The following is a 25,104-nucleotide window of genomic DNA, read 5'->3' as shown; positions in this document are numbered from 1 at the left end:
GAGTCGCCTTAAAAAATTAGTCTGCCAGCGCCGCTTTCTGCGCCTGGAAGATGGTATCGATGCCCCCTCGGGCCAGCGCCAATAACGCCAACAGTTCATCATGGCTGAACGGCTCGCCCTCGGCGGTGCCCTGCACCTCGATCATACGGCCATCTTCCATCATCACCACGTTCATGTCGGTTTCTGCTGCAGAGTCTTCAACGTACTCCAAATCGCACAGAGCTTCGCCGTTAACGATACCGACGGAAACCGCCGCCACCATCCCTTTCATCGGGTTGGCTTTCAGCTTGCCGTTGGCTACCAGCGCATTTAACGCATCGGCCAGCGCAACGCAGGCGCCGGAAATGGACGCGGTACGGGTACCGCCATCAGCCTGCAATACGTCACAGTCGAGAGTGATGGTGAACTCACCGAGTTTTTTCAGATCTACCGCGGCACGGAGCGAACGGGCAATCAGGCGCTGGATCTCCAGCGTACGGCCACCCTGTTTGCCTTTTGCGGCCTCGCGGGCGTTACGGCTGTGGGTGGAACGCGGCAACATGCCGTACTCAGCGGTGATCCAACCCTGGCCCTGACCTTTCAGGAAGCGCGGCACACCCTCTTCTACCGTGGCGGTGCACAAAACTTTGGTATCGCCAAACTCAACCAGCACTGAGCCTTCTGCGTGTTTGGTATAATGACGGGTCAGTGTCAGTGGGCGAACTTGTTGTGGTGCTCTGCCTGCAGGACGCATGGGCTCTCTCCGGCTTCTTATCAACGATTGGCTGCGCATTATACGGGCTTCGTGACGTAATGCCTATCCTGCCCGAAGGTCCAACGCTATAATCGCTCCATCTTTTCCTATTACGGGTACGCATCAATGATCCGCAGCATGACAGCCTACGCTCGGCGAGAAATCAAGGGTGAATGGGGCAGCGCAGCTTGGGAGCTGCGTTCCGTTAACCAACGCTATCTGGAAACCTACATCCGTCTGCCGGAACAATTCCGCAGCCTGGAACCGGTGATCCGCGAACGCATTCGTGGTCGTTTGACCCGCGGCAAAGTGGAGTGCAACCTGCGCTTTGAGCTGGATCCGAGCGCGCAAAGCTCGATGATCCTGAACGAAAAACTGGCCAAGCAGCTGGTTGAAGCCGCCAACTGGGTAAAAATGCAGAGCGACGAAGGGGAAATCGATCCTATCGACGTCCTGCGTTGGCCTGGCGTGATGTCTGCTCAAGAGCAGGATCTGGACGCCATCAGTGCACAACTGATGCAAGCGCTGGATGGTGCACTCGATGACTTCATTGTGGCTCGCGAAAGCGAAGGCACCGCACTGAAAGCGCTGATCGAACAGCGTCTGGAAGGCGTGAGCGCTGAAGTAATCAAGGTTCGCGCCCAAATGCCCAACATTCTGCAATGGCAGCGTGAGCGTCTGGTCAGCAAACTGGAAGAAGCCCAGGTGCAGCTGGAAAACACCCGCCTGGAGCAAGAGCTGGTGCTGATGGCGCAGCGTATTGACGTTGCCGAAGAGCTGGATCGCCTGGAAGCTCACGTAAAAGAAACGCACAACATCCTGAAGAAGAAAGAAGCCGTGGGCCGTCGCCTCGACTTTATGATGCAGGAGTTCAACCGCGAATCCAACACGCTGGCATCCAAGTCCATCAATGCCGAAGTGACCACTTCAGCCATCGAGCTGAAAGTGTTGATCGAGCAGATGCGCGAACAGATCCAGAACATCGAGTAATACATTGCTTCATTCGCTTAAGCCCGCACCCGCGGGCTTTTTTTATGGCGCAGAAGACCGCAACTGAAACGGGCGGCGGTGGTATGCGGCTTAATACAGCTCTTGGGTTGGCCGCAAAACAATTTCGTTGATATCCACCTCCGCCGGTTGCTCGATGGCATAAGCGATGGCACGCGCTACGGAATCCGCCGGGATGGCCTGTTGATAAAACTCCTCAACGAATTTCACGCTTTCACGGTCCGAGGTGCCAAGCTTCAGTTCGGAATCCACGGCTCCCGGACAGATAATGGTGGTGCGAATATGTGCCCCCACCTCATAACGCAAACCTTCAGAGATAGCGCGTACCGCAAACTTGGTGCCGCTGTAAACGGCGCCGCCCGGGCTAAGCACCTTCAGACCGGCGACGGAGGCGACATTGATAAAGTGACCGCTCTGCTGTTGCTCGAACACCGGTAGCGAAGCGGCAATGCCATACAGCACGCCTTTGAGGTTGATATCGATCATCCGTTCCCATTCGTCGACCCGGGTGGCGCTCAGCGGGGCTATCGCCATTAACCCTGCGTTGTTCACCAACACATCAACGCGCCCAAATTCCGTTATTGCGGCATCGACCATTGCCTCCACGTCGTTACGGCGAGTGACATCTACCGCTACCGCGAGCGCTTTACCCCCGGCCTCGATGATTTCATTCGCCAATGCATCAAGACGCGTTTTGCGACGCGCTGCCAATACCAACGTTGCGCCCCGAGCGGCGAGATGGCGAGCTGTCGCCTCGCCCAATCCGCTACTGGCGCCGGTAATAATCACAACCTTGCCTGAAATCTGGTTCATACAGTTCTCCTCAGCAAAAAGGCCATAAAGCCTCCGTTATAGAACCGGATGTCGCGATGTGTCGTGAAGCCAAAAATAACCCTGCGATTTATAAGTCATCGCAAAGGCTGAAGTATAGTACAGCCGTAAAAACCGGGTCACAAGCGACTCTCGCCGTGAAATTCGCGTTGAATTTATTTATGAAAAACTGCCGATAAGTAAGAGAGGATGACAATCGGCAACTTACCCGGCTTACCGAAAGTATTTTGTTCTAATTATCACGTAATGTAATGAAAGGCCGGGAGAGCTGTGGCTAAATGTGTTTTTTCCTGCCCGTTAAGCCGTACGGACTCTTTATGCCGCAAATTCTGCAATTTATTTTTGCCCTGGTGGTGATCATCGCCCTGGCACTACTGGTCAGTAATGACCGCAAGAAAATCCGCCTGCGTTATATTATTCAGCTTTTAGTCATTGAAGGCGCACTCGCCTATTTCTTCCTGCATTCAGAAAGCGGCCTGAGCGTCATCAAGCACGTTGCCGGTTTCTTTGAAACGCTGCTGACCTACGCCGCACAGGGTTCCGACTTTGTGTTTGGTGGCATGAGTAAGGATGGGCTGGCGTTTATCTTCCTGGGCGTGTTATGCCCGATTATCTTTATTTCCGCGCTGATCGGTATTTTGCAGCATTTCCGCATTCTGCCGCTGATTATCCGTCTGGTCGGCACCCTGCTGTCCAAGGTTAACGGCATGGGCAAACTGGAATCTTTCAACGCCGTCAGCACGCTGGTGCTCGGCCAGTCTGAAAACTTTATCGCCTACAAGGGCATCATCGGCGATATCTCGCCGCGTCGCATGTACACCATGGCAGCCACCGCCATGTCGACGGTATCCATGTCCATCGTCGGTGCCTACATGTCGATGATCGATGCGCAATACGTGGTAGCCGCGCTGATCCTCAATATGTTCAGCACCTTTATCATATTGTCGATCATCAACCCTTATCAGTTGGACGATGAACCCGAACTGAAACTGAGCAAGCTGCATGAAGACCAAAGCTTCTTTGAAATGCTGGGCGAGTACATCCTGGCGGGCTTCAAAATCGCGATGATTATCGCCGCCATGCTGATTGGCTTTATTGCACTGATTTCTGCGGTAAATGCTCTGTTCTCCGCCGTGTTCGGCATCAGCTTCCAGCAAATCCTGGGCTATGTATTCTATCCACTGGCCTGGCTGATCGGTATCCCGGCACCGGATGCGCTACGAGCGGGCAGCATTATGGCGACCAAACTGGTGGCCAATGAGTTTGTGGCAATGATCGAACTGAAGAAAATCGCTACGGAGCTGTCACCGCGCGGCCTGGGCATTCTGTCGGTATTCCTGGTGTCTTTCGCCAACTTTGCCTCTATCGGCATCGTCGCCGGGGCAATCAAAGGGCTTAACGAGCGACAAGGTAACGTGGTTTCTCGTTTTGGTTTGAAGCTGGTCTATGGTTCCACGCTGGTCAGCCTGCTTTCGGCAGCCATCGCCGGACTGGTACTGTAAACACTATCCCGGCCTGCGGGCCGGGAGCTTATCAAAACGCGACGCACACGGGCGCATCAACCCGCATCACGGAATCCTGTGCAAACTGTTGTTTATAGCTGCTGCGTAATGCCTCAATATGGGTTTCACTTTCCTTGCCCGGCGCATGAATCAGCATCAGCGCTTTGCTGTTTTCGCGCACCAGCTTGCCGTCATTACCCAACCACTGTCCTTTGGCATCAAATACCGATAACCCATCTTTAAAACGCGGCGTCACTTGCCGATCGACAAAATTCTGCCATTCGGCAGCACCGATCGCCGGCCCCGCAGGGCGATTAAGGCCAAAATAAAGCGTAGTTTGGACCATAGGATCGCCAACCTGGCAGGTCGCCGATTTTTGCGGCCCAGCGTTCTGAACCGGCGCAACGCAACCGCTCAACAGGATGGTCACAGCGGCAGCCGCCGCCAGCAGGGAAGTTGCTTTCATTTATCTTCATGTTCCTCAGTAAACACCATCATCAGCCAGAGATCCCTCACCGCCAAGCGGTCTCGGGATCGCATGCAAAAAGCATAGTCAGCAATAGAAACCAATGCGAAATATCTAATCCATTCTTGAAAAGAATAAGGTTAAAAAAGGCAATGGATAAGCAAATAAAACAAAAAATGGATTAACTAAAGTAATCCGAATTGCCATCGGTTAGAAAAACTCAGTGGTGCTATGTCCTCGCGGCCATTACCCTGCCACCATGACACTCATTCCCGCCTACCCTGTGAATATCTTATGTTATTGAGCATTCTTTATATCATCGGTATTACTGCCGAAGCCATGACTGGCGCACTGGCTGCCGGCCGCCGCCAAATGGACATGTTTGGCGTCATTATTATTGCCTCTGCCACAGCAATCGGTGGCGGTTCGGTACGCGACATGTTGCTCGGGCATTTCCCCCTGGGGTGGGTCAAACATCCTGAATATATCGTTATCGTTGCCATTGCCGCGATCGTCACCACCTGGCTGGCCCCCTTGATGCGCCACCTGCGTCGTCTGTTTCTGGTGTTGGACGCCGTTGGGCTGATTGTATTTTCAATCATCGGCGCGCAGGTCGCGCTGGACATGGGCCACGGTGCCATCATTGCCGCGATTGCCGCGGTGATCACCGGCGTATTCGGCGGCGTTCTGCGCGATATGCTCTGCAACCGCATTCCGTTGGTATTCCAGAAAGAAATCTACGCCGGGATCTCCTTCGCCGCCGCCTGGCTGTACATCGGTCTGCAACACTTCAGCCTGCCACATAATATGGTGGTGATCATCACTTTGGTGGCCGGCCTCAGCGCCCGACTGATTGCTCTGCGCTTTCGGCTGGGTCTGCCGGTGTTTAACTATCAGCATCCGGATCATTAATAAGGGCACCATAACAGCATAGGCAATCCCGTTGTTGATGGACTCCAAGAGGAACATCACATCAAGGCGAGCTGGCAAAACCCACAATCCCTTGTGAGCCCAGGGTGCTGGCCAGCGCCAAGACTGGCTGGTGCTGGAGAAAATCGGCAATCTGTTGTGCCCTTTTTGCACCAATACCGACGATTTTCCGCCACGCCACGGGAGACATTTGCTGGACCTGATGCCAGTTTGTCAGCGCCATCGTTTGCTGCGGGGAGAGCGGTATACCTAAAGCGAGCAGCCAACGCGCGAACGGTTGTTGTCGCGCCTGCTGAAATTGCCGGTGAATGCTTTGCCCTCGCTTACCGCCGATCCCGGGCGCGGCCATCAGTTGTTCCGGCGTCAGCAACAGCCAATCCAGCAAATTCCGCACTAACCCCTGATCGATCAGCGTCTGCCAGGTGGATTCACTGACGCCGTGCAAACTTAACCCCTGCGGGCCGCTCAACCACACCAGTCGGGCAAGAAACTGCTGACGGCAATCCGGCCGCCAACTGAAACAACTCAACGCGTGATAACGTTCAGCAGACGGCGCACTGGGCAGCGACCGGTCCGTTACGCGCCAGACCACGTTATTAAGATGTGGAATGCCGTGTCCCATCAGGCTGATTGCAACCTGATCGCCGGGCACAACCGCCCATTTTCGCCAACGTGGTAGCGAGCCGAGGTTAACCCGCATTACCCATTTATCGTCCATCCTGACGGGGTCAAGCCGCAGTACCACGGCGATTTTTCCGGTGCGGCCAATATTGAAATCAATGCCATTTACTCGCGCCACCTGCTGCGCGGGCGGATACTTCCAGGCAACGGCCCAATCACCGGGCCTGGCTTGCCAGTAGAGCCCCTGGGGTGAGTGTGCCTGATGGATCACCACACCATCAGTGACGAAAGGCAAAGCAGTTTTATGCCAATGCTCTCGCCATTGTTGCACCTCCGCCGAGGAGTTCACCGGCTGCGAAAAAGTCAGGGCAAGAGGAAAACCCATTTCAGCAAGCTGGCGTAAACGCTGCGCCATCTCCTGCGGACCGTTGGGCCAGGCCCAGACAAACAGCCCAATCTGTTGGAGTAGCAGCGAGGGTTTATTTTTCATCAGCGCACCGGCGACCTTGGCACGGGCGTTGATGCCGCCGCTGACCTTTTGTTGATGACCGTTCACCATCAGAAACAGCTCGCCCTGCAGAATCAACGTTGGCGGGGCCCCCTTAATACTGACCGGCACCGCAGGAATAGTCCGCACTTTTTCCAGCCAGTTCTCGCCTTTCAGCCCGTTCCCTCGGCTGATCGCCGACGTCAGTTTTCCGTCGTGATAAACCAGCGTGATGGCGACACCGTCCACTTTGGGTTGAACCCAGACATCACTACGCCCCTTTAACCATTGGTCGACGGCGGCAAGATCCGGCAATTTCCGCAACCCGGTATGCGCCACCGGGTGCGGCACCTTGCCTTCGGGTAAAAGCGGGCCAGCCCCCTCCTCCGGCGCTACCCCGGCGCAACGCTGCCATAACCGCAGCTTTTCGCGCAGGCTGTCGTAGACTTCATCTTCAATTAAACTGCTGCCCTGCTGGTAATAAGCTACGTCCCAGCGTTCAAGCTGGTTTTTTAAGGCGGTTATCTCCAGTTGCATCCGCACCGGGCGCCACGCCGGACAGGCTTGCGCCCGAACAGTCTCACTGCACAGCAAACCGACCAGCAGCATCATCCCTATTCTCATGACACTTTTGCGCATCTTTCACCTCCCTGATAACCGGCAGTAAAGCCGGAAGAGGAAAGCAAGACAATGGCCCATGAGGCGTTCTGCGCAGCGGTTCGATTAACGCCTGCCGGCATTGCAGAAAACCGTCAAAATTTGGCGATACGCTGCGCAAACCACCCTGTTTGAGGTTTTTTCAGCATAAAGCGGCGGGCAAAATGCGAGCTAACGCTGCATCCGGCACGTTAGCCGTGTATACTGTGCGGAGAAAATACACATCCGCTGTTATTGGCATATCAACGAATATCATCATGGCTCAAGGCACGCTTTATATTGTCTCTGCCCCTAGTGGCGCAGGGAAATCAAGTCTGATTCAGGCTTTGTTAAAGACGCAACCGCTGTACGACACGCAGGTTTCGGTTTCGCACACCACGCGCGACAGCCGCCCGGGTGAACAGCATGGCGATCATTATTTCTTCGTCTCAAAAGAAGAATTCTGCCGAATGATTGAGCAGGATGCGTTTCTTGAGCACGCCGAAGTGTTCGGCAACTATTACGGTACCTCACGTGCTGCCATTGAGCAGGTGCTGTCGACCGGGGTAGACGTTTTCCTGGATATCGACTGGCAGGGCGCGCAACAAATTCGTGCCAAAATGCCCCAGGCGCGTAGCATCTTTATATTGCCGCCGTCGAAGGAAGAACTTGGCCGTCGCCTTCGTGGACGCGGACAAGACTCTGATGAAGTGATCGCCAAACGCATGGCGCAAGCCGTGGCGGAAATGACGCACTACGCGGAGTATGACTATTTAATCGTGAACGATGATTTCGATCTGGCACTGTCCGATCTGAAAACCATAATTCGCGCCGAACGCCTGCGTTTAGGCCGCCAATTACTGCGGCATGACGCTTTAATCAGCAAACTATTGGCAGACTGAAGACAGTTTCAGTATTATGCCCAGTCTTTTCGTCACCTGTGGAGTAGCACAAATATGGCACGCGTAACTGTTCAAGACGCTGTAGAGAAAATTGGTAACCGTTTTGACCTGGTGTTGGTCGCTGCTCGTCGGGCACGTCAAATCCAGACTGGCGGTAAAGATGCACTTGTTCCGGAAGAAAACGACAAGTACACCGTTATCGCACTGCGCGAAATCGAAGAAGGCCTGATCACCAGCCAGATCCTCGATGTTCGCGATCGTCAGGAGCAGCAAGAGCAGGAAGCCGCAGAAATTCAAGCGGTTACCGCGATTGCTGAAGGTCGTCGTTAATTAATTAGACTGCGAGCCTGCCTTGTACCTGTTTGAAAGCCTGAATCTGCTGATTCAACGTTACCTGCCTGAGGAGCAGATTAAGCGCCTCAAACAGGCATACCTCGTTGCACGTGATGCTCACGAGGGACAGACACGCTCCAGCGGTGAGCCCTACATTACTCACCCGGTTGCTGTGGCCTGTATTCTGGCGGAAATGCGTCTCGATCATGAGACGCTGATGGCAGCCCTGCTGCATGACGTCATCGAAGACACCCCAGCCACCTATCAGGATATGGAACAGCTGTTCGGCAAAAGCGTCGCCGAATTGGTTGAGGGCGTATCCAAGCTCGACAAGCTGAAATTCCAGGACAAAAAAGAAGCCCAGGCGGAAAACTTCCGCAAGATGATCATGGCGATGGTGCAGGATATCCGCGTCGTGTTGATTAAACTGGCCGACCGCACGCACAACATGCGTACCTTAGGTTCGCTGCGCCCCGACAAACGGCGGCGTATTGCGCGTGAAACCCTGGAAATCTACAGCCCACTGGCCCATCGTCTGGGTATTCACCACCTGAAAACCGAGCTGGAAGAGCTGGGTTTCGAGGCGTTGTATCCGAACCGTTATCGCGTAATCAAAGAAGTGGTGAAAGCCGCCCGCGGTAACCGTAAAGAGATGATCCAGAAGATTCTCGCCGAAATCGAGGGGCGATTGACCGAAGCCGGCATCCCCTGCCGCGTCAGCGGGCGAGAAAAACATCTGTATTCCATTTACCTCAAGATGCACCTGAAAGAACAGCGCTTCCATTCGATTATGGATATCTATGCGTTCCGGGTGATCGTGAAAGAGGTGGATACCTGCTACCGCGTGCTGGGTCAGGCTCACAGCCTGTATAAACCGCGCCCTGGCAGGGTCAAAGACTATATCGCCATTCCCAAGGCCAACGGCTATCAATCGCTGCACACTTCACTTATCGGCCCGCATGGCGTTCCGGTAGAGGTGCAGATCCGTACCGAAGATATGGATCAGATGGCCGAAATGGGGGTCGCCGCGCACTGGGCTTATAAAGAAAAAGAACAGGGTGAAACCGGCACCACCGCGCAAATCCGAGCCCAGCGCTGGATGCAGAGCCTGCTGGAGCTGCAACAGAGCGCCGGTAGCTCGTTTGAATTTATTGAGAGCGTCAAATCCGATCTGTTCCCGGATGAGATTTACGTTTTCACCCCGGAAGGCCGCATCGTTGAATTGCCTGCGGGCGCCACCCCGGTCGATTTCGCCTACGCGGTGCATACCGATATCGGCCACGCTTGCGTTGGCGCACGGGTTGATCGTCAGCCATACCCGCTGTCGCAGTCACTGACCAGCGGCCAGACGGTCGAAATCATCACCGCTCCGGGCGCACGGCCAAACGCCGCCTGGCTGAACTTTGTCGTCAGCTCCAAAGCGCGCGCTAAAATTCGCCAGATGTTGAAAAACCTCAAGCGCGATGATTCGGTTGGCCTCGGCCGCCGTTTGTTAAACCATGCGTTGGGCGGCAGTCGCAAACTGGCCGAGATCCCGCCGGAAAATATCCAACACGAGTTGGATCGCATGAAGCTGGCGACGCTGGACGATCTGCTGGCTGAAATCGGCCTGGGCAATGCCATGAGCGTCGTGGTCGCGAAAAACCTGCAGGGCGATCAGTCCAATCTGGGCACCTCTTCCGGCGTTCGTAATCTGGCGATCAAGGGCGCAGACGGCGTGCTGATCACCTTTGCCAAATGCTGCCGACCTATTCCGGGTGACCCGATTATCGCCCACGTCAGCCCAGGTAAAGGCCTGGTGATCCACCATGAATCCTGTCGCAATATCCGCGGCTACCAGAAAGAACCTGAAAAGTTCATGGCGGTAGAGTGGGATAAAGACATCGAGCAGGAATTCATTGCCGAGATCAAAGTGGACATGTTTAACCATCAGGGGGCGCTGGCCAACCTGACGGCAGCCATCAATGCAGCTGAGTCCAATATTCAAAGCCTGAATACCGAAGAGAAAGACGGCCGGGTTTATAGCGCCTTTATCCGCTTGACCACCCGCGATCGCATCCATCTGGCAAATATTATGCGTAAAATCCGTATCATGCCGGATGTCATCAAAGTTAACCGTAACCGAAATTAGCGCTTATGAGCCCTGAACGCTATGCGCGGATTTGTGAAATGCTGGCCGCCCGGCAGCCGGATTTAACCGTCTGCCTGGAACAGGTTCACAAACCGCATAACGTCTCCGCCATTATCCGCACCGCCGACGCTGTCGGCGTGCATCAGGTGCATGCCGTGTGGCCAACTACACGCATGCGAACCCTGGTTTCCTCCGCCGCCGGCAGCAACAGCTGGGTCAATGTTCAAACCCATCGCACTATCGGCGACGCCGTCACTCATCTGAAAGGCCAGGGCATGCAGATCCTGGCGACTAACCTTTCCGCCCGGGCGGTAGACTTTCGCGAAGTGGATTACACTCGCCCTACCTGCGTCCTGCTGGGCCAGGAAAAAACCGGCATTACCGAAGAAGCGCTGGCGCTTGCCGATCAGGACATCATTATTCCGATGATCGGTATGGTGCAGTCACTCAACGTGTCGGTTGCCTCAGCCTTGATCCTGTACGAAGCGCAACGCCAGCGGCAAAATGCCGGCCTGTATCGCCGTGAGCACAGTATGCTCGACGCAGAAGAACAACAACGTCTGCTGTTTGAAGGTGGCTACCCGGTGCTGGCCAATGTGGCCAAGCGTAAAAAGCTGCCGCGTCCTCATATCGATCAACAGGGCCAGGTGGTCGCCGATGCCGAATGGTGGGCGGCCATGCAGGCGACGGTACGCAAATGAAAGGCCGTCTGCTGGATGCTGTCCCACTCACTACGCTTTCCGGAGTTGGCGCCAGCCAGGCGGGCAAACTGGCCAAGATTGGCCTGGAAACCATTCAAGATCTGCTGCTGCACCTGCCGCTGCGCTATGAAGACCGCACCCGCCTCTACCCGATAAACGATCTGCAGCCTGGCATTTTTGCCACGGTGGAAGGCGAAGTGCTGCGTACCGACATCAGTTTTGGACGCCGGCGGATGCTAACCTGCCAGATCAGCGACGGTACCGGCCTGCTCACCCTGCGTTTCTTCAATTTCAACGCCGCGATGAAAAACAGCCTGGCCACCGGCCGTCGCGTGACCGCCTACGGTGAAGTCAAACGCGGTAACCACGGCGCCGAAATTATTCACCCTGAATATCGCATTCAAGGGGAAAGCAGCGAAGTTGAGCTGCAAGAGTCATTGACACCGGTTTATCCCACCACCGAAGGCATACGCCAGGCCACGCTGCGCAAACTGACCGATCAGGCGCTGGAGTTGCTGGATACCTGCGCTATTGCCGAACTGCTGCCGCCGGAACTGAGCGGCGGTCTGATGAGCCTGCCACAGGCGCTGCATACCCTGCACCGCCCGCCACCGGATATCCAATTGGCGGATTTGGAACAGGGCAAGCATCCGGCGCAAAAACGCCTGATCCTGGAAGAGCTGTTGGCGCATAACCTCAGCATGCTGGCGGTACGAGCCGGTGCGCAGAGCTATCAGGCCCTGCCGTTAATGCCCGACGACCGGCTTAAAAAGCAATTCCTCGCCCAGTTGCCCTTTGCCCCCACCGGCGCGCAAGATCGCGTAGTGGCCGATATCGAAGCCGATATGCAAAAAGGCTTCCCGATGATGCGCCTGGTGCAAGGAGACGTCGGTTCCGGCAAAACGCTGGTGGCCGCGCTGGCAGCACTGCGCGCTATCGCTCACGGCAAGCAGGTGGCGTTAATGGCCCCGACGGAACTGCTGGCCGAACAGCACGCCAATAACTTCCGTCAGTGGTTTGAGCCGCTGGGGTTAGAAGTTGGCTGGCTAGCTGGTAAGCAAAAAGGCAAGGCACGTATCGCACAGCAAGAGGCAATTGCCAGCGGGCAGGTCTCCATGGTGGTCGGTACCCACGCCATCTTCCAGGAACAGGTGCAATTTTCCGGTCTGGCGCTGGTGATCATCGATGAACAGCACCGTTTTGGCGTACACCAGCGGCTGGCACTGTGGGAGAAAGGCGAAGAACAAGGCTTCCATGCCCATCAGTTGATCATGACCGCCACGCCAATCCCACGCACGCTGGCAATGACCGCCTATGCCGATCTCGACACTTCGGTGATCGATGAACTGCCACCGGGCAGAACGCCCGTCACTACCGTTGCCATTCCAGACACCCGGCGCGCCGATATTATTCAGCGGGTGAAAAGCGCCTGTATGGAAGAAGGTCGCCAGGCGTACTGGGTTTGTACCCTGATCGAAGAATCCGAACTGCTGGAAGCCCAGGCAGCCGAAGCCACCTGGGAAGAATTGAAAATCGCACTCCCGGAGCTAAAAGTGGCGCTGGTGCACGGTCGCATGAAAGCACAAGAGAAGCAGGCGGTAATGCAGGCCTTTAAACAGGGTGAGCTGCAGCTGTTGGTGGCGACGACGGTGATCGAGGTGGGGGTCGACGTGCCCAACGCCAGCCTGATGATTATCGAAAACCCCGAGCGACTGGGGCTGGCGCAACTGCACCAGTTGCGGGGCCGCGTGGGTCGTGGCGCCGTAGCGTCTCACTGCGTGTTGTTGTACAAAACCCCGCTGAGCAAAACGGCGCAAAAGCGCCTGCAGGTGCTGCGCGACAGTAATGACGGTTTCGTTATTGCCCAACGCGATCTGGAAATCCGCGGTCCCGGTGAACTGTTGGGCACGCGCCAAACCGGCAGTGCTGAGTTCAAAGTGGCGGATTTGCTGCGCGATCAGGCGATGATCCCGGAAGTACAACGCGTCGCCCGCCATATTCACCAGCAGTACCCGGAGCATGCCAGAGCCCTGATTGAACGCTGGCTACCGGAGAAAGCACGTTACTCCAATGCCTGATTTTCAGGCAGAGAAAAGGCGCCAGATAGGCGCCTTTTTCGTTATTACGACCGGTTAATCAGCCAATCGCCGGAAACACCGGCAACAGCAGATACAGCTTAATCACAATCGCGTTGGCGATATCGATAAAGAACGCCCCCACCATAGGCACCACCAGAAACGCCAGGTGCGATGGACCGAAGCGATCGGTAATAGCCTGCATGTTGGCGATCGCCGTAGGCGTGGCTCCCATGCCGAAACCGCAGTGGCCCGCAGCCAACACCGCTGCATCGTAATTTTTACCCATCACCCGATAAGTAACGAAGATTGCGTACAGCGCCATCACCAGCGTCTGTACGGCCAGGATCGCCAGCATTGGCAGCGCCAGAGAAGCCAGCTCCCACAAACGCAGGCTCATCAACGCCATCGCCAGGAACAGCGACAGGCTAACGTTGCCCAGCACCGACACCGCACGCTCAAACACGGTATAGAACCCGGTGAAGGCCAGGGTGTTGCTGAGGATCACCCCAACGAACAGCACGCAAACAAAGTTGGGTAATTCAAATACCGTACCGCTCAGCAAGCCGGAGATAAACTGCCCCAGGCTCAGGCAGATGGCGATCATCGCGATGGTTTCAATCATGATCAGCGAGGTGATCAAACGGCCGCTCTCCGGTTTTTCAAAACCGCTTGGCTGGACGCTGTCATCCGGCGAGCCTTCCGGGGTGGAAGAGTGCTTCACCAGGTAACGCGCCACCGGACCGCCGATCAGGCCACCCAGAACCAGACCGAAGGTAGCACAGGCCATCGCCACTTCCGTGGCGTTTTCAAAGCCGTAGCGTTCGATAAACAGCTTGCTCCAGGCAGCCCCGGTACCATGACCGCCGGACAGGGTAATCGAGCCGGCGATCAGGCCCATCAACGGGTCCAGACCCAGCATTTTCGCCATGCCGATGCCGATAGCGTTCTGCACCAGCAGCAGGCCCAGCACCACAAACAGAAATACCATTAATGCCTTGCCACCCGCGCGCAACCGCGACAGGTTGGCGTTCAAACCGATGGTGGCGAAGAAGGCCAACATTAACGGGTCTTTCAGCGACATATCGAAGCTGATTTCCCAGTTAACGAACTTTTTCAGGGCTAACAACAGGAGTGCCACCAGTAAACCACCGGCGACAGGAGCGGGAATGGTGTATTTCCTCAACAGGGGGATGCTGGTGACGCATTTGCCCCCAAGGAGCAGAACCAATGTTGCTGCGACTAACGTGCCATAAGTATCAAGATGAAACATCCAGTTACTCCATGTAAGGGAAAAGATCCAATTAATAAATAATAAGTTAGAGAAAACCGCTTAGTTTTTAAAACTTGATGAGTGCAGGATTAGAAGTAAAAAACGCTGATAACACAAGAAAAAATGAACGAAAATGCGACATAAGTGACGATACTGCTAACAAAGCATTAACGCGCAACCGTTTGCTTTTATGGGCCAAATCATTAAAATGCCTGCTTTGCCGTTTCTGGAAATGCCACACCATGACCCAGCCATCCGCCGAGCTCGATGCTGCGCAAAAAGCATCCGCCACTCCCCGCAACAGTGAACTGATTTATCGCCTGGAAGATCGCCCACCGCTGCCGCAAACGCTGTTTGCCGCCGGTCAGCACCTGTTGGCGATGTTCGTTGCCGTGATCACACCGGCTCTGTTGATTTGTCAGGCACTGGGTCTGCCGGCGCAGGACACTCAGCACATTATCAGCATGTCGCTGTTCGCCTCCGGCCTGGCCTCGATTTTACAAATCAAAACCTGGGGACCCGTCGGCTCGGGCTTGCTGTCTATTCAGGGCACCAGCTTTAACTTTGTTTCGCCGCTGATCATGGGCGGGCTGGCGCTGAAAAATGGCGGCGCGGACGTTCCCACCATGATGGCTGCGCTGTTCGGTACGCTGATGGTCGCCTCCTGCACCGAGATCCTGCTGTCACGCGTGTTGCACTTGGCACGGCGCATCATCACCCCGCTGGTCTCCGGCATTGTGGTGATGATTATCGGTTTGTCTCTGATTCAGGTCGGTTTGACTTCCATCGGCGGCGGCTATGCTGCGATGAACGGAGGTACCTTCGGTGCCCCCAAAAATCTGCTGCTGGCCGGCGCGGTATTACTGGTCATTATCCTGCTTAACCGTCAGCGCAATCCCTACCTGCGCGTCGCCTCACTGGTGATTGCCATGGCGGTGGGTTATCTGCTGGCCTGGGCCATGGGCATGCTGCCAGAAAGCCAGCCCACCCCCGAGACGGCGGCGATCATCATCCCGACCCCGCTGTATTACGGTCTGGGTTTTGACTGGAATCTGCTGCTGCCGCTGATGTTGATATTTATGGTCACCTCGCTGGAAACAATCGGCGATATCACCGCGACCTCTGACGTGTCGGAACAACCTGTCAGTGGCCCACTGTATATGAAGCGCCTTAAGGGCGGCGTACTGGCCAACGGCCTGAACTCCATGCTGTCGGCGGTGTTTAATACCTTCCCTAACTCCTGCTTCGGCCAAAACAATGGCGTGATCCAACTGACCGGCGTCGCCAGCCGCTACGTCGGCTTCGTGGTGGCACTGATGCTGATCGCGCTGGGGCTGTTCCCGGCGGTGGCCGGCTTCGTACAACACATTCCTGAGCCGGTATTGGGTGGCGCCACCCTGGTGATGTTCGGCACCATCGCCGCATCCGGTGTGCGCATCGTGTCGCGAGAGCGTCTGAACCGCCGTGCAATCATGATCATGGCGCTGTCGTTGGCCGTGGGGATGGGCGTTTCCCAGCAACCGTTGATCTTGCAGTTCGCACCGGACTGGCTGAAAACATTGCTCTCCTCAGGCATTGCTGCCGGTGGCATCACTGCCATCGCTCTGAACCTGCTGTTCCCGCAGGAACACGAGAAACAATAATCCATCGAACTGCCTTGTGACAAACGGCCGCTTGCGGCCGTTTTTTATTGCCTATCAGACCATTGCACTTGAGATGCCCGGCCAATTGCGGCATAAACAGGGTATCTTTTTTGACCGACGCGGATGTAGACGATGAAATTTATCGGAAAACTGTTGCTGACGTTGCTGCTGCTGGTCGTGCTGGCCGTTGCACTGTTGTACGTCATAGGGCAAACCCGGTGGGCCGCGGGCTGGGTCAGCCGCTGGGTCAGCGATAACAGCGACTACCGTCTGTCGGTCGCGGCAATCTCGCACTCATGGAACCAGCCGGGCCAAATCAGTCTGGAAGACGTTCAGTTAGCCAAAAAAAATCAACCGCAAGCGCTGGCGGCCAAACGGCTGGACCTCGGCCTCAGCCTGCGCCAAATTACCGAACCTCGTCATTTCCATAGCGTCACGCTGCGTGACGGCACGCTGAATCTGCAGCAGCAGGACGCGGCAATGCCAATACAGGCCGACGTGCTGCAACTGAGCAATATGGCGCTGCAATCCAATGATGAAACCTGGCAGCTCAACGCGCAGCAGGTCAACGCCGGCATCACGCCATGGCAACCCAAAGCCGGCCATCCATTTGGTGATAACAATCAGTTCCAGTTCAGCGCCGGTTCGATGACGCTCAATGGCATCCCGGCCTCTCAGGTGCTGGTTCAGGGCGAGCTGAAACAAAATCAGCTGCTGCTCAGCAATTTCGGCGCCGACCTGGCGCAGGGGGATTTGACCGGCGTAGCCACTCGCGCCGCCGACGGCAGTTGGCAGGTAGAGCGACTGAGGCTCAGCGGCGTGCGCATGCAAACTCCCCTGACACTGGAACAGTTCTGGCAACGTTTTACCGCTCTGCCCCCCGTTACGCTCAAGCGTTTTGATCTGATAGATGCACGGCTGGAAGGCAAGGAGTGGGCATTTAACGATCTCGACCTGTCGCTGCAAAATGTCACCTTCCAACAGGGCGACTGGAGCAGCCAGGACGGTTCGCTGAACTTTAATGCCAGCGACCTGATTAATGGCAGTTTCCATCTGATTGATCCGATCATGAATATGCGACTGTCGCCGGCCGGCATCGCCATTCAGCAGTTCACCACCCGCTGGGAAGGTGGGCTATTGCGCACCTCGGGCAACTGGCTGCGTGCCAACAACCGCCTGCAGCTGGATGAGGTCGCTGTCGCTGCGTTGGAATATACGTTGCCTATAGACTGGCGCGCATTGTGGTTACAACCGCTGCCGAACTGGCTGGCGGAGGTGTATGTCAATAAACTGACCACCAACCGTAACCTGATCATCGATATCAACCCGGTCTTCCCTTTCCAAATCACGGCACTGGACGGTTATGGCAGCAACCTGCTGCTGGCGCGCGACCACCAGTGGGGCATCTGGTCCGGCACGCTGAATTTGAACGGCAGTGAAGCTACCTTCAACAAGATTGACGTGCGCCGACCATCGCTGGCGCTGAACGCCAATGACGGGCAGATCAACGTCACCGAGCTCAGCGCCTTTATGCCACAGGGGTTATTGGATGCCAAAGCCACCGTCGAGCAGCTGCCAGGCAAGCCTTTTACGCTGTCGCTGAATGGGCGTTCGGTACCGCTGAATACGCTACAACAATGGGGATGGCAAGCAGTGCCGCTGGAAGGCGACGGTAATCTGCAATTACAGTTGAAAGGTTTGTTGAACAGCGATGGGCCATTTAAGGCTTCATTGCAGGGCAGGTTGCAGGCCACTGCCGCCGATGGCCAAACGGTCAGCCAGCAACTGCCTTAATCCTGGATAGGCCCTCTCCGCATAGAGAGGGCCTGGGTGTTAACTGTCTATCGCCTCACAGCCGCCCTGATCCAGGGGCACTTCCGGCTCGGCCGGCAACACCATATAAGTGCCTTCAAATACCGCACCTTTGTCGTCGTCACCGAACAGATGGACTTCCGCCTGCACACGAGCGCGGCGGCCACGGGCCAAACGGGCCAGATCGCCGCTCAACGAGCTGAGATCCGCCACTGCACGCGGTCGGCCTGTGATGGGCTTGCTGTAACGAATATGGGCATCGGCCAAAATGATCGTGCCACCGAGATGGCGCTCACGCAGCAATAGCCAGATCAGGCCCCAAGCGGTCAAAGTGGCCAGAGAGAACAGGCTGCCGGCAAACAACGTGTGGTGCGGGTTCTGGTTGCCAATTTCCGGCATGGTGGTGACAAAACGCTGGCCGGTATATTGGCTGATGCGCACCCCCATCTTCTCGCTGAGCGGAATGTGATCGTACCAGGCTTGCTGCAGCTGACCGCACCAGTCGGGCCGATGCAGGATGTCGTCCAGCGTCGCTACCGGTTTGATCATCAGGAAATGGCGAATCGGCGTGGTTTGCGGCGCGGTGATCTCACCCTGATTAATGAAACCCAGCTTGGCAAAGAAATCTACCGCGTCTTCACGGGCGCTACAGACTACGCGCTTCACGCCCTCCTGGCGCGCCACGGATTCCAGCGTCATAGCTACCAGCGTCCCCAGGCCTTTGTCCTGCACCGTCGGGTCTACCGCCAGAAAACGAATCGCGGCTTCGTTATCGGCATTGATGTACAGCCGCCCAATGGCGACAATTTTTCCGCTCTCGTCCACCACCATTTGGTGGTGCGCCATGGCGTCGTAGGCATCCTTTTCCGACCCCACCGGCTGGTGCAACGGCTTGCGCAGCATTTCCCAGCGGAACTGGTAATACTCTTTCAGTTCTTGCTCTGTTACCGGTACTCGTAGGTGATACATAGACGCCTTCTCTCTCAGAATCTTAGACTTGAAGCCAAAACGTCACCGGCCCGTCGTTCACCAGCGCGACTTTCATGTCGGCCGCAAACTCACCGGTTTGGGTTTCGATACCGCGTTCGCGGCACTGGCCAACAAAATATTGGTATAACCGATCGGCCTCTTGCGGTACCGCACCGCGAGAAAAACTCGGACGCATACCTTTTTGCGTGTCGGCCACCAGCGTGAACTGCGAGACCACCAGCAAACTGCCCCCTGCCTGTTGGACGTTGAGATTCATTTTGTCGTTCTCATCGCCAAAGATGCGGTACCCCAATACGCGCTCACACAGGCGCTCGGCCTTCTGTTCGTTATCGTCCTGCTCCACGCCCAATAACACTAACAAACCGGGGCCTATGTTGCCTACCGTCTGGCCTTCCACCGTGACGCTGGCATTTAATACCCGTTGAATTAACGCAATCATAACTGCCCTTCTGATGACTGTTCCTGTTGTTGTGCCTTTTGCTGTCGGTAGTCGCGGTATTCCCCAATGGTAACCGTGATTTCCGCACCGAGTAACACGATACACCAGCTCCAGTAGACCCAAAGGAATAAAATGGGGATCACCGCCAACACGCCGTAAATCAGCTGATAAGACGGGAACATGGTGACATACAGCGCAAACCCCTTCTTGCCCAGCTCAAACAGCAAACCGGCCACCAGTGCGCCAATCAACGCATCCTTGGGTGGCACCCTAACCGTCGGCACGATGCAATACAGCAGCCAGAACGATATCCACGACAGGATCAGCGGGAAAATACGCAGCACCTGATCCACCAGGCTGTTGACGCCGGTCTGCGCCAGCCAGTTAAGCGACAGCAGATAGGAACTGATCGCCATACTGGCCCCCACCAACAGCGGCCCCAGGGTCAGCACCATCCAGTACACGGCGAAAGAAAACACGATAGGACGCTGATTCTTGCTGCGCCAGATGGTGTTGAGCACGCTGTCCACCGACGAGATCAGCAACAGCGCAGTGACTATCAGGCCGCAGGTCCCGACGGCGGTCATCTTGTTGGAGTTGGCGACAAACTGCTCCAGATAACTTTGGATCACGTTGCCGGCGGCCGGCATGAAGTTGGAAAAGATAAAGCTTTTCAGTTGAACGCTGATGTCGGAGAACATCGGGAACGCGGCAAACAGCGCAAACACCACGGTCACCAGAGGTACCAGTGACAGCAGTGATACGTAGGCCAGGTGGCCCGCCAACATGGTCAGGCCATCGCTGTCGACGCGTTTAATCAGCAGTCGTAAAAAGGTGACGCTGGGTTTGATCGAAGCGGGCAGCTTCTTGCGGCGGAAAAACGACATGGCCACTCCTTGATGTCAGTTTGTACGCCTTAAGCTTAACCCTTTGCGGTCATTGGGCAAAATAAGCCGGTACTACGTCGCGGTCGGTCACGTGAACCGTTTTGATGCCAAGCGCCTGTGCCGCGGCGACGTTATCCGGGTGATCGTCAAAGAACACCGCGTCATCCGGCGAAGTATTTTCTGCATCCAGTACGTGCAGATAAATGTTGGCGTCCGGCTTACGCATGCCAAGATCCTGCGACAAATAGAGATGATCGGCGGCTTCGGCCACCTGCGGGTAGTGCTGCGGCCAGTAATTGCAGTGCAATCGGTTGGTGTTCGATAACACCACCACCCGGTGACCTTCGCTGCGCAGGCGCTTCATGATGTCGATCACTTCTGGACGCAGGGCAACAAACACCGCCTGCCAACCGGTAGCGAACTGCTCGAAACTGAGGGCAATCCCCATTTCGGCACTCAGCCCTTCGGCAAAGTCTTCATCGCTGATTTCACCGCGCTCGTGCTGCTGAAACAATTCGCCCATAGCAAAACGTTCGGACAAGACCGCCAATGGCGTACCGCTCAAACTGCTCCATACACCCAGTACACGTTTGAAATCGATATCGACGATCACATTACCTAAATCAAAGATATACAGCATAGTCCTCTCCTGATGGGCCGGTGAGATTTTACTGTAGCGGGAAAAGCAGAGGCTGAATAGAGAGCGGATGGAAAAGCGTATAGCACGCGGCAGAAATGAGAAAAGACAGAGGAAAAAACTCAGGGCGCTGGCGCGCCCTAAGTGTTGCAGACTAAATCGGCGATTAGGCTTCTTTAGGACCGCGGCTTGCACGCTTACGATCGTTTTCCGTCAGGTGACGCTTACGGATACGGATCGAGGTTGGCGTGACTTCTACCAGTTCGTCATCATCGATGAATTCCAGAGCTTGCTCCAGAGTCATTTTGATAGCCGGAACCAGGGTAGTGGCTTCGTCAGTACCGGAAGCACGCATGTTGGTCAGCTTCTTACCGGTCAGGCAGTTCACGGTCAGGTCGTTGGAACGTGAGTGAATACCGATGATCTGGCCTTCATACACTTCCGCACCGTGACCCAGGAACAGCTTGCCGCGATCTTGCAGACCGAACAGGGCGAACGCTACCGCTTTACCCTGGCCGTTAGAGATCAGCACGCCGTTCTGGCGCTGGCCAACTTCACCCGGACGCACGTCGTCGTAGTGGCTGAAGGTGGAGTACAGCAGACCGGTACCGGAAGTCATGGTCATGAACTCGTTACGGAAGCCAATCAAGCCGCGGCTTGGGATCACGTAGTCGAGACGCACACGGCCTTTACCGTCTGGATCCATGTTTTTCAGGTCAGCTTTACGCTCACCCATGGCTTGCATGACTGAACCCTGGTGCTGTTCTTCGATGTCCAAGGTCACGTTTTCGAACGGCTCTTGTTTACGACCATCGATTTCACGGAAGATTACTTTCGGACGGGATACCGCCAGTTCGAAACCTTCACGACGCATGTTTTCGATCAGAACCGACAGGTGAAGTTCACCACGGCCAGATACGCGGAATGCATCAGCATCTTCAGTTTCTTCAACGCGCAGTGCCACGTTGTGCACCAGTTCCTTGTTCAGACGCTCAAGGATTTGACGCGAAGTCACAAACTTACCTTCTTTACCGCAGAAAGGTGAGGTGTTGACGTTGAAGAACATGGTTACGGTCGGCTCATCTACAGACAGCGCCGGCAGTGCTTCCACTGCAGAGGTGTCACAGATGGTGTCGGAAATGTTCAGCTCGCCCAGACCGGTGATAGCGATGATGTCGCCCGCTTCAGCCAGGGTAGACTCGATACGCTCCAGACCCATGTGGCCCAGCACTTTGCCCACTTTACCGTTGCGAGTTTTACCTTCGCTATCGATGATGGTGACCTGCTGGTTTGGCTTCACTTTACCGCGCTTGATACGGCCGATACCGATCACGCCCAGGTAGTTGTTGTAGTCCAACTGGGAGATTTGCATCTGGAATGGCGCTTCGAGCTCAACCTGCGGTGCAGACACGTGGTCTACGATCGCTTGATACAGCGGGGTCATGTCTTCCGCCATCTCATTGTGGTCAGTACCGGCGATCCCCATCAATGCAGAAGCATAGATGATTGGGAAGTCGAGCTGCTCGTCGGTTGCGTCGAGGTTAACGAACAGGTCGAAGACCTGATCAACAACCCAATCAGGACGTGCGCCCGGACGGTCAACCTTGTTGATTACCACGATCGGCTTCAGACCATTAGCGAAGGCTTTTTTGGTCACGAAGCGGGTTTGCGGCATTGGGCCATCCATTGCATCCACAACCAGCAGCACCGAGTCAACCATTGACATCACACGCTCAACCTCACCGCCGAAGTCGGCGTGTCCTGGGGTATCCACGATGTTGATGCGGTAGTCTTTCCAATTAATGGCGGTGTTTTTTGCGAGGATGGTAATCCCACGCTCTTTCTCCAAATCGTTGGAGTCCATTACGCGTTCGGTGGCTTCTACACGCTCTCCGAAAGTACCGGATTGTTGCAGCAGCTTATCAACCAGGGTGGTCTTACCATGGTCAACGTGGGCAATAATGGCGATGTTACGCAAATTTTCGATCACAGCTTTGCCTCAGGCATTAGAAATAGCGCGCTATTGTACACGTATTAAGCGAGGGACTAAACAAGATCACAACAGTCTCTTATAAACAACTGTGTACAGGTCAGTATGTGATCCCTTTCACGGTGCAAAAAGCAGCATCCGGTGCACTTTTGCACCATTACAGTGCCCCACCCCGCACCGATTGCACCATTTAAGTGCAAAACGTCACTGATGGTGCATACTGATTCTGTGCAAAACCCACTCAGAAAGGCGATTAAAGCGCTTTAGCAAAGTTGGCACAGTTTTCGCTTTAGTCTTTTCAAGGCAAAAAAAGCCAGTTTCACAGATTCGTTCCACGACGACGACAATGATAAATCCGGGAGAGTTAAGTATGTCCGCTGAACACGTTTTGACGATGCTGAATGAGCATGAAGTGAAATTCGTAGACCTGCGTTTCACTGACACCAAGGGTAAAGAACAACACGTCACCATCCCTGCTCATCAGGTAAATGCCGACTTCTTCGAAGAAGGTAAAATGTTTGACGGTTCCTCGATCGGCGGTTGGAAGGGCATCAACGAATCTGACATGGTGCTGATGCCAGACGCCAGCACTGCGGTACTGGATCCGTTCTTCGAAGAATCTACCCTGATCATTCGCTGCGACATCCTCGAGCCAGGCACCATGCAGGGCTACGATCGTGACCCACGCTCCATCTCCAAGCGTGCAGAAGATTTCCTGCGCTCTTCCGGCATCGCGGACACCGTTCTGTTCGGGCCAGAGCCAGAATTCTTCCTGTTTGACGACATTCGTTTCGGCAGCAGCATCCGCGGTTCCCACGTGGCCATCGACGATATCGAAGGCGCATGGAACTCCGGCACCCAATACGATGGCGGCAACAAAGGCCACCGTCCGGCAGTCAAAGGCGGTTACTTCCCGGTTCCTCCGGTCGATTCTTCACAGGACATCCGTTCTACCATGTGTCTGACCATGGAAGAAATGGGCCTGGTCGTTGAAGCGCACCACCACGAAGTGGCAACCGCAGGTCAGAACGAAGTGGCAACCCGCTTCAACACCATGACCAAGAAAGCCGACGAAATCCAAATCTACAAATACGTGGTTCACAACGTGGCTCACGCATTTGGCAAAACCGCGACCTTCATGCCGAAACCAATGTTCGGTGATAACGGTTCCGGCATGCACTGCCACATGTCGCTGTCCAAGAACGGGACTAACCTGTTCGCCGGCGACAAATACGGCGGCCTGTCTGAGACTGCCCTGTTCTACATCGGCGGTATCATCAAGCACGCTAAAGCGATCAACGCCCTGGCCAACCCGACCACCAACTCTTACAAGCGTCTGGTCCCAGGCTACGAAGCTCCGGTCATGCTGGCTTATTCTGCCCGTAACCGTTCCGCTTCCATCCGTATCCCAGTGGTTGCCAGCCCGAAAGCGCGCCGTATCGAAGCCCGTTTCCCGGATCCAGCGGCTAACCCGTACCTGTGCTTCGCGGCCCTGCTGATGGCAGGCCTGGACGGTGTGATTAACAAAATCCACCCTGGCGACGCCATGGACAAAAACCTGTATGACCTGCCACCGGAAGAAGAAGCTGAAATTCCAAAAGTTGCAGGCTCCCTGGATGAAGCGCTGGCAGCACTGAGCGAAGACCGCGAGTTCCTGACCCGTGGCGGCGTATTCACCGACGACGCTATCGATGCTTACATCGATCTGCGCAAAGAAGAGATGGACCGCGTTCGCATGACGCCACACCCGGTTGAATTCGAACTGTACTACAGCGTTTAAGTTTTACCGCGCCGTCTGCGGGCGGCGCCCAGATTTAGTTGTCTTTTTTTGTTGCCGTGGAAACTTTCAGCCCATCTTCGGATGGGTTTTTTTCTCCACCGTATTTTCTGCAAAACTATTCCATACCGCGTGCATAACGGATGGAGTAGGATAAATGCACTAAAAAGGTGCAGTCGTCTGCTATGCCCAAGAGATTTCACGGTGCAGCTAGGCGGCAACCGAGCGAACCGACAGGAGCTTGGTCTGCCAAGTGACTGGTGTGAGTAAGAGCAGCCAACAACGCTGCGTCTTGAAAGA

General features: G+C 55.4%; 21 protein-coding genes. 11 read left to right on the top strand and 10 right to left on the bottom strand.

What is annotated here, in order from left to right; translation table 11 throughout:
- Positions 1 to 16: 16 nt before the first annotated feature.
- Positions 17 to 733, bottom strand: a complete 717-nt coding sequence (gene rph / locus AC1RKC_RS22710) for a ribonuclease PH (RefSeq protein ID WP_046374863.1) — start codon at positions 731 to 733, stop codon at positions 17 to 19.
- A 126-nt stretch (positions 734 to 859) separates the two neighbouring features.
- Between rph and AC1RKC_RS22705 the strand changes: the two genes are divergently transcribed.
- Positions 860 to 1,723 (top strand): YicC/YloC family endoribonuclease, encoded by an 864-nt coding sequence (locus AC1RKC_RS22705; protein WP_020837642.1) that lies wholly within the window; start codon positions 860 to 862, stop codon positions 1,721 to 1,723.
- Positions 1,724 to 1,813: 90 nt separating this feature from the next.
- On the opposite strand, the gene AC1RKC_RS22700 is transcribed toward AC1RKC_RS22705, so the two are convergent.
- Positions 1,814 to 2,554 (bottom strand): SDR family oxidoreductase, encoded by a 741-nt coding sequence (locus AC1RKC_RS22700; RefSeq protein WP_174574924.1) that lies wholly within the window; start codon positions 2,552 to 2,554, stop codon positions 1,814 to 1,816.
- Between the two features lie 335 nt (positions 2,555 to 2,889).
- On the opposite strand from AC1RKC_RS22700, the gene AC1RKC_RS22695 reads away from it, so the two are divergent.
- The gene (locus tag AC1RKC_RS22695; protein ID WP_020837645.1) at positions 2,890 to 4,074 is read left to right on the top strand and encodes a NupC/NupG family nucleoside CNT transporter; all 1,185 of its coding nucleotides are present in this window, start codon (positions 2,890 to 2,892) and stop codon (positions 4,072 to 4,074) included.
- A 31-nt stretch (positions 4,075 to 4,105) separates the two neighbouring features.
- Here the strand turns inward: AC1RKC_RS22695 and AC1RKC_RS22690 are convergent, their stop codons facing one another.
- A complete protein-coding gene (locus AC1RKC_RS22690) occupies positions 4,106 to 4,540 on the bottom strand; it encodes a DUF3574 domain-containing protein (protein WP_116691542.1) in 435 nt (144 codons plus the stop codon).
- 294 nt (positions 4,541 to 4,834) lie between these two features.
- On the opposite strand from AC1RKC_RS22690, the gene AC1RKC_RS22685 reads away from it, so the two are divergent.
- Entirely contained in the window at positions 4,835 to 5,452 is a 618-nt protein-coding gene (locus AC1RKC_RS22685) for a trimeric intracellular cation channel family protein (protein WP_020837649.1), read from the top strand.
- Positions 5,453 to 5,513: 61 nt separating this feature from the next.
- Here AC1RKC_RS22685 and ligB read toward each other — a convergent pair whose 3' ends face one another.
- The gene (gene ligB, locus AC1RKC_RS22680) at positions 5,514 to 7,217 is read right to left on the bottom strand and encodes an NAD-dependent DNA ligase LigB (protein ID WP_261104511.1); all 1,704 of its coding nucleotides are present in this window, start codon (positions 7,215 to 7,217) and stop codon (positions 5,514 to 5,516) included.
- Between the two features lie 275 nt (positions 7,218 to 7,492).
- Between ligB and gmk the strand changes: the two genes are divergently transcribed.
- The 5 genes from gmk to recG are packed head-to-tail and all read left to right on the top strand — an operon-like array spanning position 7,493 to position 13,359.
- The gene (gmk, locus tag AC1RKC_RS22675) at positions 7,493 to 8,116 is read left to right on the top strand and encodes a guanylate kinase (RefSeq protein ID WP_041415115.1); all 624 of its coding nucleotides are present in this window, start codon (positions 7,493 to 7,495) and stop codon (positions 8,114 to 8,116) included.
- Between the two features lie 54 nt (positions 8,117 to 8,170).
- Positions 8,171 to 8,446 (top strand): DNA-directed RNA polymerase subunit omega, encoded by a 276-nt coding sequence (rpoZ, locus tag AC1RKC_RS22670; protein ID WP_004953385.1) that lies wholly within the window; start codon positions 8,171 to 8,173, stop codon positions 8,444 to 8,446.
- Positions 8,447 to 8,468: 22 nt separating this feature from the next.
- Complete coding sequence (gene spoT / locus AC1RKC_RS22665) at positions 8,469 to 10,580, top strand: bifunctional GTP diphosphokinase/guanosine-3',5'-bis pyrophosphate 3'-pyrophosphohydrolase (protein ID WP_020837653.1); 2,112 nt, start codon at positions 8,469 to 8,471, stop codon at positions 10,578 to 10,580.
- A 5-nt stretch (positions 10,581 to 10,585) separates the two neighbouring features.
- A complete protein-coding gene (gene trmH / locus AC1RKC_RS22660) occupies positions 10,586 to 11,281 on the top strand; it encodes a tRNA (guanosine(18)-2'-O)-methyltransferase TrmH (protein ID WP_493092752.1) in 696 nt (231 codons plus the stop codon).
- Complete coding sequence (gene recG, locus AC1RKC_RS22655; RefSeq protein WP_261440416.1) at positions 11,278 to 13,359, top strand: ATP-dependent DNA helicase RecG; 2,082 nt, start codon at positions 11,278 to 11,280, stop codon at positions 13,357 to 13,359. The genes trmH and recG overlap by 4 nt, the downstream gene beginning before the upstream one ends.
- A gap of 58 nt (positions 13,360 to 13,417) precedes the next feature.
- On the opposite strand, the gene gltS is transcribed toward recG, so the two are convergent.
- On the bottom strand, positions 13,418 to 14,629 hold the full coding sequence (gene gltS / locus AC1RKC_RS22650) for a sodium/glutamate symporter (protein ID WP_020837656.1): 1,212 nt from the start codon (positions 14,627 to 14,629) through the stop codon (positions 13,418 to 13,420).
- A gap of 242 nt (positions 14,630 to 14,871) precedes the next feature.
- Here gltS and AC1RKC_RS22645 point away from each other — a divergent pair, with 242 nt between their 5' ends.
- Positions 14,872 to 16,272, top strand: a complete 1,401-nt coding sequence (locus AC1RKC_RS22645; RefSeq protein WP_046374860.1) for a nucleobase:cation symporter-2 family protein — start codon at positions 14,872 to 14,874, stop codon at positions 16,270 to 16,272.
- 132 nt (positions 16,273 to 16,404) lie between these two features.
- Entirely contained in the window at positions 16,405 to 18,066 is a 1,662-nt protein-coding gene (locus AC1RKC_RS22640) for an AsmA family protein (protein WP_392454917.1), read from the top strand.
- Between the two features lie 39 nt (positions 18,067 to 18,105).
- Here the strand turns inward: AC1RKC_RS22640 and fabY are convergent, their stop codons facing one another.
- From fabY to typA, 5 genes are all read right to left on the bottom strand, one after another.
- On the bottom strand, positions 18,106 to 19,053 hold the full coding sequence (fabY, locus tag AC1RKC_RS22635; protein ID WP_020837659.1) for a fatty acid biosynthesis protein FabY: 948 nt from the start codon (positions 19,051 to 19,053) through the stop codon (positions 18,106 to 18,108).
- Positions 19,054 to 19,075: 22 nt separating this feature from the next.
- Entirely contained in the window at positions 19,076 to 19,513 is a 438-nt protein-coding gene (gene dtd / locus AC1RKC_RS22630) for a D-aminoacyl-tRNA deacylase (RefSeq protein WP_020837661.1), read from the bottom strand.
- Positions 19,510 to 20,400, bottom strand: a complete 891-nt coding sequence (locus tag AC1RKC_RS22625) for a virulence factor BrkB family protein (protein ID WP_020837662.1) — start codon at positions 20,398 to 20,400, stop codon at positions 19,510 to 19,512. The genes dtd and AC1RKC_RS22625 overlap by 4 nt, the downstream gene beginning before the upstream one ends.
- Positions 20,401 to 20,449: 49 nt before the next feature.
- Complete coding sequence (gene yihX / locus AC1RKC_RS22620) at positions 20,450 to 21,040, bottom strand: glucose-1-phosphatase (RefSeq protein WP_020837663.1); 591 nt, start codon at positions 21,038 to 21,040, stop codon at positions 20,450 to 20,452.
- Positions 21,041 to 21,203: 163 nt separating this feature from the next.
- Complete coding sequence (gene typA, locus AC1RKC_RS22615) at positions 21,204 to 23,027, bottom strand: ribosome-dependent GTPase TypA (RefSeq protein WP_020837665.1); 1,824 nt, start codon at positions 23,025 to 23,027, stop codon at positions 21,204 to 21,206.
- Between the two features lie 370 nt (positions 23,028 to 23,397).
- On the opposite strand from typA, the gene glnA reads away from it, so the two are divergent.
- Positions 23,398 to 24,807 carry a glutamate--ammonia ligase gene (glnA, locus tag AC1RKC_RS22610; protein ID WP_020837667.1) on the top strand — a complete coding sequence of 470 codons (1,410 nt, stop codon included), beginning with the start codon at positions 23,398 to 23,400 and terminating at the stop codon, positions 24,805 to 24,807.
- Positions 24,808 to 25,104 lie beyond the last annotated feature (297 nt).

The organism is Serratia sp. GW822-FHT06E05 (assembly GCF_058799445.1).
This window is presented reverse-complemented; position numbering and strand designations above follow the sequence as displayed.